This window comes from Moorena producens 3L, from assembly GCF_000211815.1.
GTDB classification, from domain to species: Bacteria; Cyanobacteriota; Cyanobacteriia; order Cyanobacteriales; family Coleofasciculaceae; genus Moorena; species Moorena producens.
Genome location: NZ_GL890973.1, coordinates 103,372 through 120,230 on the forward strand (window position 1 = coordinate 103,372; position 16,859 = coordinate 120,230).

A 16,859-nucleotide genomic window follows, 5' to 3' on the forward strand; every position below is an offset into this window, starting at 1 on the left:
CAATTAACTTAACTGAGCGACTACCTGATTTGCCAATAAGGTTTCATTGGTAAGTAAATCATCTACAGTAACTCTCAAGTAACGTTCACCATCAACTTGAAACTGGAGTTTAATGCGATCGCTTCCGGGATTGCCCAGGGGTGTTAATTTAGCCACACTTCTTGCCCCATCCCTATCATTGAGGGGTTGCACAGCGTTTTCGCCCTGGCCTAACTGACGAGTAATTAAGCGATCGCCTTCAAAATAAATCTCTGTGCCACCAGTTTGGGAGCCTAACTCTCCTAAAATTAGCTCTATACTCGGTTGATTCTCTACCGATGCTCCTAAGAATAGTTCTACTGGCTCACTCATGGGGTAAGGCTGTCCTTCTCTAATGATTGAGTGCCAGTTGTGACGCTTTAACCGTCTATCCCAATAGCGAATTCCGTAGCTATGGTAGAGGAAATCTTGGACTTCGATACCTTGGCTGAGCTGAAGTGCGCCAGTTGCGATCGCTTCAAAAGGTTTTTGGCAACGAACCTTGCTTGAATCGAAATACCGGTTTACCCATGCCTGAACTGCTGGGATCTTCACCGTCCCACCCACTAACAAGACACCATCTATATCTGGCACTTCTATACCGCTGCGTCTTGCCTGTTGCAGCACTTCCGTCATCTTATCATCAAGGGTATCAAAAAACTGGTGTTCTTTGAGAATAGTTTCAAAAGTCTCCCGGTCTAGTTTTAGTTCGTAACTCTCAAAGGTTTCATCATTAAAATAGACTTCTGTAGCTTCAGACTGCTCAGATAGTTGAATTTTCAGGCGTTCTGCTAGTCGAGTAGTCAAAGGCGATCGCATTAACCCTTGAGTTTCCACAAAATAATCCACCAGCCAGTTATCAATATCTGTCCCACCCAAATTTTGTCCCACTTTCGCCAGCACACGGGCAATTTTCACCTTCTGGCTAGACCCTTCACCAAATGACTTTTGCCCCCACTTAAGAATAAACCCGATAGGTTTTTTATTCCCTTGAGCCTCCTGATTCAGCTGCACCAGAGATAAATCCAGAGTGCCACCACCAAAGTCTATAACTAGTAGAGTATCCCCTTCCGCAATACCATAGCCCAAAGCAGCCGCTGTCGGTTCATCCAGCATCCTCACCTGTTCCACTGGCAAGGATTGGCAGATTGCACTAAGCCAATGGCGGTAGGCTTCAAAGCTATCCACAGGCACAGTCAGAATCACCGATTCAATGGCAGAATCCCCCGCCTCGGACTGGAGGGCTGATAGGTCTTCAATAATTTGGTTGAGGAACCATTCCCCAACTTGTTCAAAGGTGATCACGGTGCCATCCAGTTCTGGCAGAAATCCCTGAACCTCAGCACCAATCCCCCGTTTGAAGCTGCGGAAGAATCGAGGGTCACTGCTGAGATCCAATCCGCGATCGCGTACTGCCTGTCCAACCATAACCTTACCCTGAGCCGCATCTTCCACATACACCAAACTCGGAATTAAGGGAGGATTTTGACTAAGTTGCAGTGCAAGTCCTGGTAAAGTGATGGTTTCTGGCGTTTCGGTGACTGGGTTCCAGCGAGTGATTACCGTATTGCTCGTGCCAAAGTCAATAGCGTAGGACGTAGTACTGGTGCTAGGCATCAATATTGATTCAACTTATCTTATTAATATTATTTATTAATAAATATCAGTTTATGGACGAACTACTCAATAGCCAGGACACCTGTACCCAGGAAGACAGTTTAGCAATCCGTGTCGGAATTGTGATAATTTTTGATGCCATATTCCCGATTCCCTTTGCTATTGCACTACAGTTATCCCGTAGTTGAAACATCTAACTCTTGCCTAAAGCTTAGCCATGCTCTCATAGCCTCTGGATTAGATGCTACTCCTTTTTGCATCAAAATCACACCATCTTTAAAACCAATGATGCCATACTCGTTAGTCTTGGTGACCCGGTCAATCATGTTAACTAAAGAGCGCAACCGCTGACCATCATGCTTAAAGGCAATTTGATAGCGTTGTAACCGCCATAAATCTGCGATCGCATAATCCACCTTCACCACCTCGCCATTATCATTGCGCAACTGTAAATCCCCTAAGCGGATGATTTCCCGACGTCCTGACAGATGAGGGACTAGATAGGTAGTAGCTGAGACACTAGCATTTGCAGGAATCTGAGCCAGTAATGACCGAATCGACCCCACACGAGACCACTGTTGGGTTAAGGGCACATAGACGAAGGGTTGGTAGGAATCGGGAAGGAGGAAATAAAAGGTTCGATTTGGGCTAGAGGTAATAGTCAACACTACCGCAAGGGTTAGACAAAAAATCCAAAAGCGCCGAAACTTAGACCTAGCCGAGATCACAGCTTGACTAAATTGGGTATGAGCTGACCACCAAAGTATCGCGCCATAGAATAGCCCAGGTACTACGGTCATCGCATAGCGGATATTAATCGCAAGCACTGATTGACCTTTACCCAACAGAAGTTTTAGCAAGGGAAATGCTGCGATAGACCAAGAAGCGGGAGCAATAGCTGGTATAAATGCTAATGGTAACCATTGACCTAATAAATACTGAATGGTGCCAAAAAAGGGAGTAAACAGTTCTACTAGTAAACGCCAAGGATTAGTCAGCATACCCTTAATAATTTCCAGAGTAGACGCCTCATCCCCATCAGCGTACTGACCAAAACGCTCGATCATGAACCGTTGAGAAATATCTTCCGAAAATAGGGGCATAATTAGATTGGTCAAGACAAGTATGTAACCGAAACTGAGGGTACAAACTGCCAGACCAATGCGAGGGTAGCGCCGACTGACTATTAAATAGAATCCCACACCAAACAAACCTATCCCGGAATCTTCCCGTACAGCTAAAATCAAAATTGCCAGCAACCAAAACAGCCACCACCAGCGTTTTTCCATAGCTAGCAGTAGCCCAAATACAAATAGCGGAATTTGGCAGATGTCATGGAAATTGGCTAAGGTCGGACCGAGAATAGCATTAGCACAGTAAAAGCTAACCGTAATCATTGCTGCTAACATCGGTTGCAGATACTGTCTAGCCAGGATATACAAAACTACACCAGCAGCTGTTACCAACGTTACCTGCAAAACGGTTAGGGTAGCGGGAAATGGAAACAAAGCATATAACGGTAACCAAAGTAACAGGGCGGGAGTAAAATGTTGCCCTAATCGGTGGTAATAGACATTTGGAACTTCCCCATTATGAACTACATTAGTAGACAGCTGGGATGAAAGAGTACTCTGAAAGAAGCTACCGTGAATTCCATTCCAGAAGACTTGATTAAAAATTCCTTGATCGTAGGAAGAATAAAAAGTATAGTGTCGATGTAGAGTAAAAATTAAGGTGAATAAAAAAAATGCGATCGCCGCAGTAATAACAAGTTTTAACCCAGGTTTTTTGGTCATTTTTCCTTTGTCATTTGTCCTTGGTATTAAGCTCCAGAAAGTTTCGCTTTTTTAAAACTACTCTTGTTTTCAACACACCCTCACGCTTATCGGGAAAAAGATCTAGCGTTTCTCATAGCTATGAGGTACAAATATTTTTTTACCTCTTGCCTCTTGCCTTCCCCTCCTGGGAGGGGTTAGGGGTGGGTTCCTCTTGCCTTCCCCTCCTGGGAGGGGTTAGGGGTGGGTTCCTCTTGCCTTCCCCTCCTGGGAGGGGTTAGGGGTGGGTTCCTCTTGCCTTCCCCTCCTGGGAGGAGTTAGGGGTGGGTTCCTCTTGCCTTCCCCTCCTGGGAGGGGTTAGGGGTGGGTTCCTCTTGTCTGCTCCCTGCTCCCTAAAGCCCATAATTTTGACCTCATTAGTTTGAGAATTGCTATAGCTAATTGCGACTACTCCCGAGCCATTCCGAATCAGAACTTCTCACCTCAGACCTCTGACCTCTGACTTCCCCATTACTTACTATGGGAATTTTAATCGTAAATGTTGTCCCAACGCCCACTTCGCTAGTCAGTTCAATCTCTCCCTGATGCTGTTCCACACAGCGTTTCACAATCGATAGTCCCAGACCAGTCCCTTGAATTGTCCCCACATTTTTGGCTCGATAAAAAGACTCGAAAATTTTCTTTTGGTCTGCTTCAGCAATCCCAATTCCTTTATCCTGGATGCGGAACACAACCAACTGCTGTTTCAGATCACAAGTTAGGTTAAAGGTCACGATTTCATGAGAAGGAGAATACTTCAAAGCATTGGTAAGCAGATTAGTTATAATGTAATGTATAAGTTTATCATCCATACAGACTTCTGTATAGACCCCGTCAGAGGTAAAAACAATCCGGTTGCGGCTGGCTTGATCTAGGCATAGTTCTGCAATTAAATCCTGGCAGAATTGCTCTAAGTTCATGGGAGTTGGAATAAATTCTAGCCGACCTACTTCAGCTTGACCGATTAGCAACACCTCTTCCATCAACTCAGTCATGCGCTCTACTGAAATAGTAATTCGTTTTAGATAACGCTGCTTTTGCTCCTGAGTGGCCAGATTACCATAGCGCTTAAGTAATTCAGCGGCAGTTAGGATCACACTGAGGGGATTACGGAATTCGTGGCAAACGGTGGAAACGAACTGGGAGCGGAAATCTTGTATTTCTTGCTCTTTTGCTAACACCTGCTCTAACATTTCTGTTTGAGGTTCCTCGCTGATATCCCAAAACGCCAGCACTACTCCATTCACGTTTCCCAGTTGGTCTTTTAGGGGTGAAGCACTATTACCAACAGGAATTCGACCACCGTCCTTTGCGATCAAAGCGTTATGCTCGCCCAGATAGACAACTTGTCCGGTCTTGATCACTTTATCTAGGGGATACTTGACTAGATTACCGGTCAGGTCATTAACAATTGGGAACACTGAGGTCACATCTCGCCCCCATACCTCCGATGCCTTCCAACCAGTCAGAGCTTCAGCGGGAGCATTCATAAAGGTAATGGTACCTTGGGTCGTGGTAGCAATAACTGCATCATCGATAGAGTTTAAAATGGATGCCAACTGAGCTTGGCTGTTCTGCAACGACTGCTCCATCTGGTATTGCTGGAGAGCCATTTCAATGGCAACCCGCAAGTCTCTCTCGTTAAACGGTTTGGTAACATAGCCAAAGGGTTGGGTAACCTTAGCCCGTTGCAAGGTATCTTCATCCCCATAGGCAGTTAAATAGACGATAGGAATACGTAAATGTTCACGAATTTGCCTAGCAGCAGTAATACCATCCATCTTGCCTTTGAGGAAAATGTCCATCAGCACTAAGTCAGGCTTAGTTTGAGCGGCTTTGGTAATGGCTTGAGAGCCAGATGAAGCAGTAGCTGATACCATATAACCCAGTTGCTTAAGCTGGCTAGCAATTGTCTTAGCAACAATAACTTCGTCTTCTACAACTAACACCCTGGTAACCACTATTGTTGTCCTATTGCTTCTACAATTGTTGCTGTTGAGAATACTATTCTGAAAGCTGTGCCCTCGCTATGGCCCTGAAACATACTCCCGTCTAGTTGCTCCGTTGCCAGGTCATAAACTAACGATAATCCTAAAGACTGGGTATTACGCCAATCTAACTCTTCTGGTAAACCAACCCCATTATCTCGGACAATCAATTCAACCTGATCGTCCCCGCTATGGTGCAATTCAATGTGAATCTCACCATAGCGTCCATTGGGAAACCCGTACTTCAGGGAATTGGATACCAGTTCATTGATGATTAGACCGCAAGGGATGGCCTGATCAATACTGAGGGAAATGGGTTCAATAGTCGTGTGCAACTGAATCCTATCGCTAGTTACTTGATAAGCTACCAGTAAGTTCACCGCTAGGTTCTGGATATAATCCACTACATCCAGGTTGCCTATCACTGAGGCACCATAAAGTTTCTTGTGAATGAGAGCCATGGCTTCAAGGCGATGGCGAGCTTCCGACAGGTGTACTCGGGTTTGGGGTTGATCTACTGTCAGAGATGGCAAGTGTAGTAAGCTAGAAACAATTTGTAAGTTGTTTTTGACCCGATGGTGAATTTCTTTGAGCAGCACCTCTTTCTCAACTAGGGTAGCTTTGAGGTTTTCCTCGACCTGTTTGAGCTGTGTGATGTCGATGGCTATGTTATGGATCCGAATTGGAGTGTTATTAGCATCTGTGAGGAGGTGAGCACGATGGCGAATCCAACTCACAGCTCCATCCGGTCGCAAAATTCTGTAGTCAATATCTTTGGCACCAGTTGACAGCAGGGTTTGGTGTGCCAGTTCATAGGTTTCGAGATCCTCTGGGTGAACCACTGATTCCCACAGGCGTAAGTTTCCGAAGAACTCAGTGATACTGCGACCATAGACTTGCTCGGTAGCACTGTTAAGATAAAGCAGTTTGTCAATCGAAGGATCAAAAGACCATACCACTGCTTCTAGGGAAGTCAGAATACTCTCAAGACGTTCTTGGCTCAACTGCCAGGCATGTTCATTTTCCCCCAATTCTTCTTCAAACTGCTGATTGACAGCAACTTCCTGCTGCCATCGCTGATTAGCTGCCACTAATTCCCCTTCTTTTTGACTCAACTGTTGGTGTAAGTCTTCGACCTTAGTAACAATAGCAGAGAGGATGGCTGGCATGGTGTGGGGGGTCACCACACGCACTACTTGACCTGGTTCATCCACTAGGGGTAGGTGACGAATCTGGTGTTGACGTAATCGGGACTCTACCAAAAAAATGTCCGGTTTCGCTATGATGGGCAAGGTAATTAACTCTTGAGTCATCACATCAGCGATGGAAACCCCTGAGTTGACCATTCCGGCTGATGCTACTTTGACCACATCCCGTTCTGTAAAAATGCCTACCAATTGCTGCTGCTGTACTACCAGCACATAACTCCTTCGAGTTTGATTCATCGTAGCGATCGCTTCCGTTACTGGAGTATCGGGAGCAATGGTGATCGGCTGCTGGTCGCAAGGAAAATTTACAATGGAAAGTTGACCAGAAATGCCATTTTTCAGGTAATCTTTAGCTTCCATATAACCCTTGAAGCGCCAAATTATTGGATACTTTTAGGGAGTCGAAAGATAAACATTAACACAATCCAGTAGCAATTCAAAGAGACGGTATGCATCTCAGTGAAATTACTCATCCAAATCAGTTGCACGGTCTATCGATTCGTCAACTAGAGGAAATTGCCCGTCAAATTCGCGAGAAACATCTCCAAACCATAGCTACTAGTGGTGGTCACTTAGGACCAGGCTTGGGAGTGGTAGAATTAACCTTAGGTCTGTATCAAACACTTGACCTTGACTATGATAAGGTAGTCTGGGACGTTGGACACCAAGCTTATCCCCACAAAATGCTCACGGGGCGCTATAACCGATTCCATACCCTACGGCAGAAAGATGGTATTGCTGGTTATCTAAAGCGCTGCGAGAATAAGTTTGATCACTTTGGAGCGGGTCATGCGTCCACCAGTATTTCTTCCGCTTTGGGTATGGCCCTCGCCCGAGACCGCAAAGGGCAAAACTTCAAAGTGGCAGCAGTTATTGGTGATGGTGCTCTGACCGGTGGCATGGCCTTGGAAGCCATCAATCATGCAGGGCATTTACCCCATACTAAACTACTGGTGGTGCTCAATGACAATGAGATGTCCATCTCCCCCAATGTGGGGGCTATTCCCCGTTACCTCAATAAAGTGCGGCTTTCTGAGCCGATGCAGTTTATTACTGACAATTTGGAGGAACAGTTCAAAAATCTCCCCTTTGTCGGTGAGTCTTTATCCCCAGACTTGCAACGGCTCAAGGAAGGGATGAAGCGTTTAGCCGTACCTAAGGTCGGAGCAGTATTTGAAGAACTTGGCTTTACTTACATCGGACCGGTAGATGGTCACAATCTAGAGGAGTTAATTTCCACCTTTACCAACGCCCACAAGCTAGATGGACCAGTGCTGGTGCATGTGGCAACTACGAAAGGCAAGGGGTATGCGATCGCAGAAGCGGACAAAGTGGGTTACCATGCCCAAAGTCCCTTCAACCTAGCTACGGGTAAAGCCCTTCCAGCTAAAAAACCCAAACCCCCGGGCTATTCCAAAGTGTTTGCCCACACCCTGGTAACACTAGCTCAGAATAATCCCAAAATCATTGGCATCACCGCAGCTATGGCTACCGGGACAGGGTTGAATAAATTGCAAGAAAAACTCCCTGACCAATACATTGATGTGGGAATTGCGGAACAACACGCCGTCACCCTAGCGGCTGGCCTAGCCTGTGAAGGAATGCGACCGGTTGCAGCTATTTACTCCACCTTCTTACAACGGGCTTACGACCAAATTATTCACGACGTTTGTATCCAAAACCTACCCGTCTTCTTCTGCCTCGACCGTGCGGGAATTGTGGGTGCTGATGGCCCTACTCACCAAGGGATGTATGATATCTCCTATTTGCGATGCATTCCCAATATGGTAATTATGGCTCCCAAAGACGAAGCTGAACTGCAACGTATGGTAGTTACAGGAATAAACCACACCGATGGTCCGATTGCCATGCGCTATCCTCGGGGTAGTGGCTATGGCGTTCCCCTGATGGAAGATGGTTGGGAAGCACTACCCATTGGTAAAGCAGAACTCTTGCGTAATGGTGACGACCTGTTAATGGTAGGGTACGGCACTATGGTTTACACCGCCATGCAAACCGCTGAAATTCTTAGCGAGCATGGTATTGAAGCAACGGTGATTAATGCTCGTTTTGTCAAGCCCCTAGATACAGAATTAATCTTCCCCTTGGCTCAGAAAATTGGTCGTGTAGTTACCCTAGAAGAAGGGTGCTTAATGGGTGGCTTTGGTTCAGCGGTGGCAGAAGCACTCATGGACAATGATATATTAGTTCCCCTCAAGCGCTTTGGTGTACCGGATCAATTAGTGGATCATGCCAAGCCCGATGAATCAAAAGCTGATTTGGGGCTGACTGGCTCTCAAATTGCTGAACAGATCAGGGCAGCGTTCTTTAATAGACAGCCATCTTCTGTTAGTTAATCTATCAATGTTAACAGTTGACAGTTAACTGTTAACTGTTAACCGTTAACAAAATAGCAATTAACAATTAACAATTAACAATTAACAATATATCGAACTTATATGAACCCATCCACATACCAAGTTTATCCCGTTGTTTGGGAAAACGACCGAGTTATCCTCATTGACCAAAACCGCTTACCCGGCAAATATTCCATTGTAGAAATCAGCCGCTGTGAAGATATGGTTGAGGCGATTAAAACTATGATTGTTCGGGGAGCGCCAGCTATTGGAGTAGCAGCGGCTTATGGCATTTACCTTGGCGCAAGAGAGATTAAAACAAAAGAACGTAAGGCTTTCCTCGCAGAGCTTGAAATTGTAGCGCAACAGTTGCGGCAAACTCGTCCTACAGCCGTGAATTTGTTTTGGGCAATCATGCGGATGCTTAAAAATGCCTATGAAACGATCGGGACAGTAGAAGAGATTAAAGCTTCCTTACTTGAAACAGCTCAACAAATTCAGCTGGAGGATTTACAAACCTGTCAATCCATAGGCGATCGCGGATTAGAAGTATTACCGACAACCCCCGACAAACTCTGTCTTCTGACCCATTGTAATGCAGGAGCGTTGGCAACAGCTGGGTATGGTACTGCCTTGGGAGTGGTGCGTTCGGCCTGGCGGGATGGGCGATTAGCCAGATTATATGCTGACGAAACCCGCCCCCGCTTGCAAGGTGCTAGGTTAACGACCTGGGAATGCGTCGAAGAAGGTATTCCGGTTACTTTAATTACCGATAGCATGGCCGCCCATTGTATGAAACAAGGGCTAATTGATGCGGTTGTAGTGGGAGCTGATCGCATTGCTGCCAATGGGGATACGGCTAACAAAATTGGTACCTATAGTGTAGCTCTGATTGCTCAAGCTCATCAGATACCTTTCTTTGTGGCTGCTCCGATCTCAACCATTGATTTTCAGCTATCTACTGGCGAAGAGATTCCCATTGAAGAACGTCACCCCTCAGAAATTTATCAGATTGGGGAGACAGTGATTTGTCCTCCTAAAGTGGAATTTTATAACCCAGCTTTTGATGTAACTCCAGCGGAGTTAATCACTGCCATTATTACTGAAAAAGGCGCATTAGCCCCCAGTGAGCTGTCACAACTTAACATTAAGCAGTCAGTTTGAAATCTATCTTGGTTTTAGGGATTAGGGATTAGGGAGTAGGGAGCGGTGCGACCCGTGGCGAATTTAATTACGGGTCAAGCGCACCGAGGGAGTGGGGAGTCGGGGTAATAAAATTGAATGTACCTGATAAGGAGTGAGAAACGCTATAACTGACCCAACTATGTTTGAGTCAGTTCCTTAGTTCAGCAACCTCTAAAGGATAAAGTCCGATAGCTATGGGTGTTTAGATCATGGGTGTTTAGATCATGGGTGTTTATAGCAATTATCATAGCTATGAGGTACACAATTTCGGGATTTTAGGTAATAGGTAATAGGTAATAGGTAATAGGTAATAGTAATAGGTAATAGTAATAGGGATGCGCTGCATCAAGAGGTGCGACCCGTGGCGAATTTAATTCTTAATGGTAAGAGCGCACCTAACAGGGAATCAGCTTCAAAGAATACTGTACCTCATAACTGTGAGAAACGCTATAGATCATGGGTGTTTAGATCATGGGTGTTTAGATCAAAGCCCTGCAGCTGTAGAACCGTCAACAGTCAACGCTCAACAGTGAACAAAACATGATCAATTAAAATATGCACATAAAATATCAAATAGCTAAGAGGAAATCGTGAACGGAAAACTTTCCACCCAACACTTAATTGTGTGCGGCTTAGGTGTAGCTATCCCGTTATTATACGCAGAGGTAGCCACCGCCGCCGCTGATCTAACCAATACTAGTGTAACTAACTGGAAAAAAATTCAGTATGAAAGCTTTCTGCCAAGGCTTGAAACACCAGAATTGTCCCCTCTCGAAGAAGTCAATCACTATCTGCGGCAAGAAGAAGATTTCTTTAATAATACCCCTCGTTTAGTGATTAAACTAAGTGAGCGTCGTCTTTATGTTTATCGAGGAGATAAACTCGAAGCCAGTTATCCAGTTGCCATCGGTCAGCCTGGTTGGGAAACCCCTACAGGCAATTTCCAAGTGACACAGATGGTTCAAAATCCAGTTTGGAAGCATCCTCTAACTGGTGAAGTCGTTGCTCCAGGACCAGAAAACCCTCTTGGTCCAAGGTGGATGGCATTTTGGAGTGATGGAACAAACTACATCGGGTTTCATGGTACCAATGATGAGGAACTGGTGGGACAAGCAGTGTCTCACGGTTGCATCCGGATGCGTAATGATGATGTCAAAGCTTTGTATAACAGAGTGGCTTTGGGAACATCTGTAACAGTACAGGAATAGTTATTGTTGACAGCTGCCCCTAGCTAAAGCTAGGGGATTGAGGCAGCTTGATCAGGGTGGGCACAAGATGGTGATTCAAGCTTTTTGGTATATATAGCAGAAGTCAGAAGTCATTTGTCAGAAGTCATTTGTCAGAAGTAAAACTCTTGCGCTTCTTGATGCAGTCGCTCATGGGGGAAACCCCCAAGACCGCGCTGCATCGCTTACAAAGGGTGTGAGACTTTTGTCATGTCCTAACTGCCCTGGCGACTGCTATATCCCTGGGATTTGGCCACTCTACTTGAGGGGTTCAATACGCTAAAATTCAAGCAAACTGGGTGTTAAAATTCCCTATGCTTGACACATTCTCGACTCAACTCTATCAACTCCAACAATTCGCTAATAACCTGGTTGACAGCCAACTGACTCACCTGAGCCTAGTCAGCATAGCCATCATCTTTGCTGCTGGGTTGCTGACTAGCCTAACCCCCTGTATGCTATCAATGCTACCGATCACGATTGGCTACATCGGTGGTTATGAAAATCAAGGACGGCTGCAAGCTGCTACCCAATCGGTATGGTTTTCCTTAGGCTTAGCCACAACCTTAGCTGCATTAGGAATTATCGCAGCATCTATCGGGCGAGTCTATGGTCAAATCGGTGTTGGCTTACCGATTATTGTGAGCCTAATCGCCATTATTATGGGGTTGAATTTACTAGAAGCACTACCGCTACAGTTTCCAACTTGGGGTGGTATGGATTGGATTTCCCAGGAATGGCCGAAAGGGTTACGCTCTTATCTCATTGGTTTGACCTTCGGTTTAGTTGCGTCTCCTTGCAGTACACCGGTATTAGCAACGTTACTGGCTTGGGTTGTCTCAACTAAAGATTTAGTGTTAGGTGGTGCCTTGCTGTTGTCTTATACAGCTGGTTATGTGGCACCCTTGATCTTGGCAGGTACGTTTACTGCTTCAATTAAACGATTATTAGAATTGCGACAGTGGTCGAGTTGGATTACACCAGTAAGTGGTGCGCTATTGGTGGCATTTGGTGTGTTTTCGTTGTTGTCTCGGATTCCTGTGGGAATTTTTTGACTGAGTACTGAGTGCGTCGTAAGCTATCAGCTATCAGCTATCAGCTATCAGCTATCAGTTATCAGCTATCAGCTATCAGTTATCAGCTATCAGCTATCAGCTATCAGCTATCAGCTATCAGTTATCAGCTATCAGCTATCAGTTATCAGCTATCAGCTATCAGCTTATGCGCTACGCGCAATGGACTTTTCTGGTGACTTTCAATTATCATAAATCTCGAACTATTAAATTCTCTCGTTTGCGCACGCTACGGGAACGGCGCACGCTACGCTGGGTTTATTTTAAGCTGACCGCTGACCGCTGACCGCTGACCGCTGACTGCTGACCGCTGAATGCTACTGAGATTCTTTTCATAAATCTGCTCATCCTATTCAGAAAACAAGTAATTAACTAGACTGAATATGACTTTAGAAAACTCATCAGATAACTCATCAGATAACTCATCAAATAACTCATCAGATAACTCATCAAATAACTCATCAAATAACTCATCATTGAATAGTAGCAGTCGGTTGTGGCGTCGGTTAGTATCAGTGCTGGCTAACTTACGGTTAGCGATTATCTTGCTGCTTGCGATCGCATTCTTTAGCATCAGCGGTACAGTTATTGAACAGGGTGAATCTCTGGCATTTTACCAAGCTAATTATCCTGAAGACCCAGCGTTGTTTGGTTTCCTGAGCTGGAAGGTGTTGTTGCTGCTAGGGTTAGATCATGTCTACCGGACTTGGTGGTTTTTGTCCTTATTAGTGTTATTCGGTAGTAGTCTGACCGCCTGTACCTTCACTCGTCAATTTCCAGCTTTAAAAGCAGCCCGGAATTGGAAGTTTTACAAAGAACCCCGCCAGTTTGGGAAACTTGCTTTGAGTGTAGAGTTGGACAAGGGGTCTTTTACTTCCCTCACTGAGTTGTTAGAGAAGCGGCGTTACAAGGTATTCCAAGAGGGGGATACTATCTACGCCCGTAAAGGAATTATCGGACGGATTGGTCCAATTGTAGTACATGCCAGTATGTTGATTATCCTGGGAGGGTCAATTTGGGGCTCAATGACAGGATTTACGGCTCAGGAAATGGTTACCAGTGGCAATACATTCCAAGTTAGAAACATTATTGATGCCGGTCCGTTTGCTTGGCCCCAAATCCCCAAAGATTTGTCAGTGCGGGTGAATCGTTTCTGGATTGATTACACTCCATCCGGGGATATTGATCAATTTTACTCCAATCTGTCAGTTTTGGATAGTCAAGGTGAGGACATTGACCAAGAGACTATCTATGTGAATAAGCCCCTAAGATATCGAGGTGTCACCTTTTACCAAACGGATTGGGGGATTGCTGGGGTTCAGGTGCAGTTGAATAATAGTCCAATTTTCCAGCTTCCCATGGCACAACTTCCCACTAATGGTGAGGGACGGATTTGGGGCACTTGGGTTCCCACAAAACCTGATTTAAGTGAAGGGGTATCCCTTTTAGCTAGGGATTTGCAGGGAACCCTGTTTGTTTATGATGGAACGGGTAATCTCGTTTCAAGTGTTCGTTCTGGTATGGGGATTAAGGTCAATGGGGTGATACTTAAAATTAAAGATGTCATCGGCAGCACTGGCTTACAAATTAAAGCTGACCCGGGTATTCCCTTTGTTTACACTGGCTTTGGTTTACTGATGTTAGGGGTACTGATGAGTTATGTCTCCCACTCTCAGATTTGGGCATTACAAAAAGGCGATCGCTTTTATATTGGTGGGAAAACCAATCGTGCTTTGGTCACCTTTGAACGGGAATTGATTGAGATTTTAGAGCAGGTGGGTGAATCATCCCAGACCGTAGAACCTTTACTAGCTAAATCTGCTTAGTATGACCGCGATCCAGCTTCCGAACAGGGGAGCCAGTGCCGCCAAGACGTGCTAGTTGTTCAATAGATACTTGTTCAATTCTGCAGTTAGACCCTCAACTTGAGGGGCTTTCATAATAGTGAAATGGTCTCCAGTAATAGTGTGAGTTTGGATATTACCTAGAACTAGAGAACCCCAGCCGTGGGTTGGGTCTTCAATTACTGCTGGGGAAGTTTGACTAGCATTTAGAAGGAGAACTGAACCTGGATAAGCTTGTGGTTGATAATAAGAGTTTGCTGCTAGATTTGCTTGAAAAACTTCCCATAAAGAACGCATTTGCTCTATTTCTAGGTCTGATGGGAATATCCCTTGCTGTTTGGCTTGCTCAAATAGATGCAAAACTTGCTGGGATGCTTCAAGTTGTCTAAGTGTTTCATGGGATATATCTAACTCTTGACCATAAAGACCTCCCAAATCTTGAGCCAATAGATTTACTATCATGGCTTGATCTATTTCTGAAGGTTTCCGAATTAAAGTGGGTGCATAACTGTCTATTAACGTTAGAAGAGCCACTGGCTCATTTTTAGCCTGTAATTGTTGTGCCATCTCATAAGCAATTACACCTCCAAAAGACCAGCCTATTAGGTGTAATGGTCCTTGGGAATGAATTGGCTTTATTGCCTCAATATAATGGGATGCCATCTCCTCAACAGAAGTTAAGGGTTGCTGTTGTCCATCTAAACCAAGAGATTGTAAACCATATACTGGATAATCTTGATCTAAATGACGAGCTAACTCTGCATAACACAGGACATTACCACCACCAGGGTGAATAAAAAACAAGGGGGGTTGGTTTCCACTGGTTTTAATGGGAACTAATATGGAGTGAGATGTATCTACTGAACAATCCAGAAAGCTGGCTAACTGTTCAATGGTTGGACTTTGGAAAAGGGTTGCTAAAGGCAAATTGATTTGGAATTGTTGTTTAATCTGGGACATTAAACGGACAGCCAGTAGAGAATGTCCTCCGATTTCAAAGAAGTTGTCATGTATTCCTACATCTGGCACTCCTAGAACATTGGCGAAGATGTTGGCGATTATTTCTTCGGTTGGAGTACATGGAGCTACATATTCCTCCACCCTGCTGAAAACCCCATCAGGTGCAGGTAGGGATTTGCGGTCTACTTTGCCGTTTGGTGTTAAGGGCAGGGTGTCTAAGGTAACGAAGGCACTGGGCACCATATAGTCTGGTAGTTTCTGAAAGAGGAATTCTCGTAGTTGCTTGGTGCTTAGTGATTCGGACTGACTGACATAATAGGCGACTAGGCGTTTGTGACCAGGAACATCTTCTGTTACAATTACTGCGGTTTGTTGGATGTGGGGATGGGTGGACAGTACTGATTCTATTTCCCCTAGTTCGATGCGGAAACCCCTGATTTTGACTTGGTTATCGATCCGACCGAGAAATTCAATGTTACCGTCTCGTCGGTATCTCGCCAGGTCTCCGGTTTTGTAGAGTCGTTCTGAAAAGGAACTACACAAGGGATTTGGGATGAATTTTTCTGATGTTAGTTCTGGGCGATTTAGGTATCCTCTGGCTAGTCCATCACCTCCTAGGTATAATTCTCCGGGTACGCCTATGGGTACTGGTTCCAGGTTTTTGTCTAGGATATAGATTTGGGTGTTGGCGATGGGGCGACCTATGGGGGGAAGTGATGACCAATCACTGGGAAAACCATTTAATTTAAAAGCACTGACCACATGAGTTTCTGTTGGTCCATACTGATTTTCTAGACGGCAATTAGACAGTTTTTCAAAAAAGTTCCTGAGGGTGGGAGTAATTTGTAACTGTTCTCCTGCGGTAATCAATTCACACAGTGTAGAGGGTAGACATTCCGGACTAGTCAAAGCACTAGTCGCTAAGTATTCTAGAGCCACAAACGGTAGAAAGAGTCTTTCGATACCTTGTTGTTTGAGCAATTGCAATAAGGCAGTTCCATCTCTTCGTACATCTTCTGGTATCAATACTAATGTTCCACCTGAACACCAAGTAGATAAGATTTCTTGGAAGGAGACATCAAAGCTTATCGGTGTAAATTGCCCAGTTTTTGTGCCGTATTTGGCAGAGGAGTTTTTCAACTGCCACAGGATAAGATTAACCAGAGGACTATGGTTCATGGCAACCCCCTTAGGTTGACCAGTAGAACCAGAAGTATAAATCACATAAGCCAAATTATGTGAATGAACCCCAACATCAAGATTCTCCCCACTATATTGCTCTATGGCACCCCAATCACTATCCAAGCAAACCACCTGGGCTTGATTTTGTGGCAAAGATTCTAGTAACGACTGTTGAGTCAACAACACTTCAACACCCGAATCGCCCAACATATAACTCAGTCGTTGGTGAGGATAATTAGAGTCCAGGGGTACATAAGCACCACCCGCCTTGAGTATCGGCCCAACAGTCCTACCACCATCTGTACAGAACGTTCCACACAAATACCCACCAATACTTCTGGTCCTACTCCTAAGTTTTGTAGGTGATGTGCTAGTTGATTCGCCTTT

The 16,859-nt window shown here is 45.0% G+C and carries 11 protein-coding genes; 6 read left to right on the top strand and 5 right to left on the bottom strand.

Annotated elements, in window-relative coordinates; genetic code table 11:
• Positions 1-3: 3 nt before the first annotated feature.
• On the bottom strand, positions 4-1,635 hold the full coding sequence (locus LYNGBM3L_RS32200) for an Hsp70 family protein (RefSeq protein WP_008191297.1): 1,632 nt from the start codon (positions 1,633-1,635) through the stop codon (positions 4-6).
• Between the two features lie 53 nt (positions 1,636-1,688).
• Between LYNGBM3L_RS32200 and LYNGBM3L_RS49230 the strand changes: the two genes are divergently transcribed.
• Positions 1,689-1,823 (top strand): hypothetical protein, encoded by a 135-nt coding sequence (locus LYNGBM3L_RS49230; protein ID WP_008191298.1) that lies wholly within the window; start codon positions 1,689-1,691, stop codon positions 1,821-1,823.
• Here the strand turns inward: LYNGBM3L_RS49230 and LYNGBM3L_RS32210 are convergent.
• The 3 genes from LYNGBM3L_RS32210 to LYNGBM3L_RS34450 form a co-directional block, all read right to left on the bottom strand.
• The gene (locus LYNGBM3L_RS32210) at positions 1,809-3,431 is read right to left on the bottom strand and encodes a DUF2079 domain-containing protein (RefSeq protein ID WP_008191301.1); all 1,623 of its coding nucleotides are present in this window, start codon (positions 3,429-3,431) and stop codon (positions 1,809-1,811) included. The genes LYNGBM3L_RS49230 and LYNGBM3L_RS32210 overlap by 15 nt on opposite strands.
• A 416-nt stretch (positions 3,432-3,847) precedes the next feature.
• Complete coding sequence (locus LYNGBM3L_RS32215) at positions 3,848-5,410, bottom strand: ATP-binding protein (RefSeq protein WP_008191304.1); 1,563 nt, start codon at positions 5,408-5,410, stop codon at positions 3,848-3,850.
• On the bottom strand, positions 5,410-7,005 hold the full coding sequence (locus LYNGBM3L_RS34450) for a sensor histidine kinase (protein WP_008191305.1): 1,596 nt from the start codon (positions 7,003-7,005) through the stop codon (positions 5,410-5,412). The genes LYNGBM3L_RS32215 and LYNGBM3L_RS34450 overlap by 1 nt, the downstream gene beginning before the upstream one ends.
• Positions 7,006-7,094: 89 nt before the next feature.
• Between LYNGBM3L_RS34450 and dxs the strand changes: the two genes are divergently transcribed.
• The 5 genes from dxs to LYNGBM3L_RS32250 all read left to right on the top strand — a co-directional run bounded on the left by dxs (position 7,095) and on the right by LYNGBM3L_RS32250 (position 14,312).
• Complete coding sequence (gene dxs, locus LYNGBM3L_RS32225; RefSeq protein ID WP_008191307.1) at positions 7,095-9,002, top strand: 1-deoxy-D-xylulose-5-phosphate synthase; 1,908 nt, start codon at positions 7,095-7,097, stop codon at positions 9,000-9,002.
• Between the two features lie 102 nt (positions 9,003-9,104).
• Positions 9,105-10,166: an S-methyl-5-thioribose-1-phosphate isomerase gene (gene mtnA / locus LYNGBM3L_RS32230; protein ID WP_008191309.1), complete on the top strand. Its 1,062-nt coding sequence runs from the start codon at positions 9,105-9,107 to the stop codon at positions 10,164-10,166.
• A gap of 611 nt (positions 10,167-10,777) precedes the next feature.
• Positions 10,778-11,395 carry a L,D-transpeptidase gene (locus LYNGBM3L_RS32235; RefSeq protein WP_008191311.1) on the top strand — a complete coding sequence of 206 codons (618 nt, stop codon included), beginning with the start codon at positions 10,778-10,780 and terminating at the stop codon, positions 11,393-11,395.
• Positions 11,396-11,727: 332 nt separating this feature from the next.
• Positions 11,728-12,468: a cytochrome c biogenesis protein CcdA gene (locus LYNGBM3L_RS32240; protein WP_008191314.1), complete on the top strand. Its 741-nt coding sequence runs from the start codon at positions 11,728-11,730 to the stop codon at positions 12,466-12,468.
• 401 nt (positions 12,469-12,869) lie between these two features.
• A complete protein-coding gene (locus LYNGBM3L_RS32250; RefSeq protein ID WP_081431820.1) occupies positions 12,870-14,312 on the top strand; it encodes a cytochrome c biogenesis protein in 1,443 nt (480 codons plus the stop codon).
• Between the two features lie 51 nt (positions 14,313-14,363).
• Here LYNGBM3L_RS32250 and LYNGBM3L_RS32255 read toward each other — a convergent pair whose 3' ends face one another.
• Positions 14,364-16,793 (bottom strand): non-ribosomal peptide synthetase, encoded by a 2,430-nt coding sequence (locus LYNGBM3L_RS32255; protein ID WP_071986989.1) that lies wholly within the window; start codon positions 16,791-16,793, stop codon positions 14,364-14,366.
• Positions 16,794-16,859 lie beyond the last annotated feature (66 nt).

What these genes read in the sequence shown, in the direction of transcription:
- LYNGBM3L_RS32200 (WP_008191297.1), bottom strand. Translation starts at nt 1,635, where the DNA reads ATGCCTAGCACCAGTACTACGTCCTACGCTATTGACTTTGGCACGAGC.
- LYNGBM3L_RS49230 (WP_008191298.1), top strand. Translation starts at nt 1,689, where the DNA reads ATGGACGAACTACTCAATAGCCAGGACACCTGTACCCAGGAAGACAGT.
- LYNGBM3L_RS32210 (WP_008191301.1), bottom strand. Translation starts at nt 3,431, where the DNA reads ATGACCAAAAAACCTGGGTTAAAACTTGTTATTACTGCGGCGATCGCA.
- LYNGBM3L_RS34450 (WP_008191305.1), bottom strand. Translation starts at nt 7,005, where the DNA reads ATGGAAGCTAAAGATTACCTGAAAAATGGCATTTCTGGTCAACTTTCC.
- dxs (WP_008191307.1), top strand. Translation starts at nt 7,095, where the DNA reads ATGCATCTCAGTGAAATTACTCATCCAAATCAGTTGCACGGTCTATCG.
- mtnA (WP_008191309.1), top strand. Translation starts at nt 9,105, where the DNA reads ATGAACCCATCCACATACCAAGTTTATCCCGTTGTTTGGGAAAACGAC.
- LYNGBM3L_RS32240 (WP_008191314.1), top strand. Translation starts at nt 11,728, where the DNA reads ATGCTTGACACATTCTCGACTCAACTCTATCAACTCCAACAATTCGCT.
- LYNGBM3L_RS32250 (WP_081431820.1), top strand. Translation starts at nt 12,870, where the DNA reads ATGACTTTAGAAAACTCATCAGATAACTCATCAGATAACTCATCAAAT.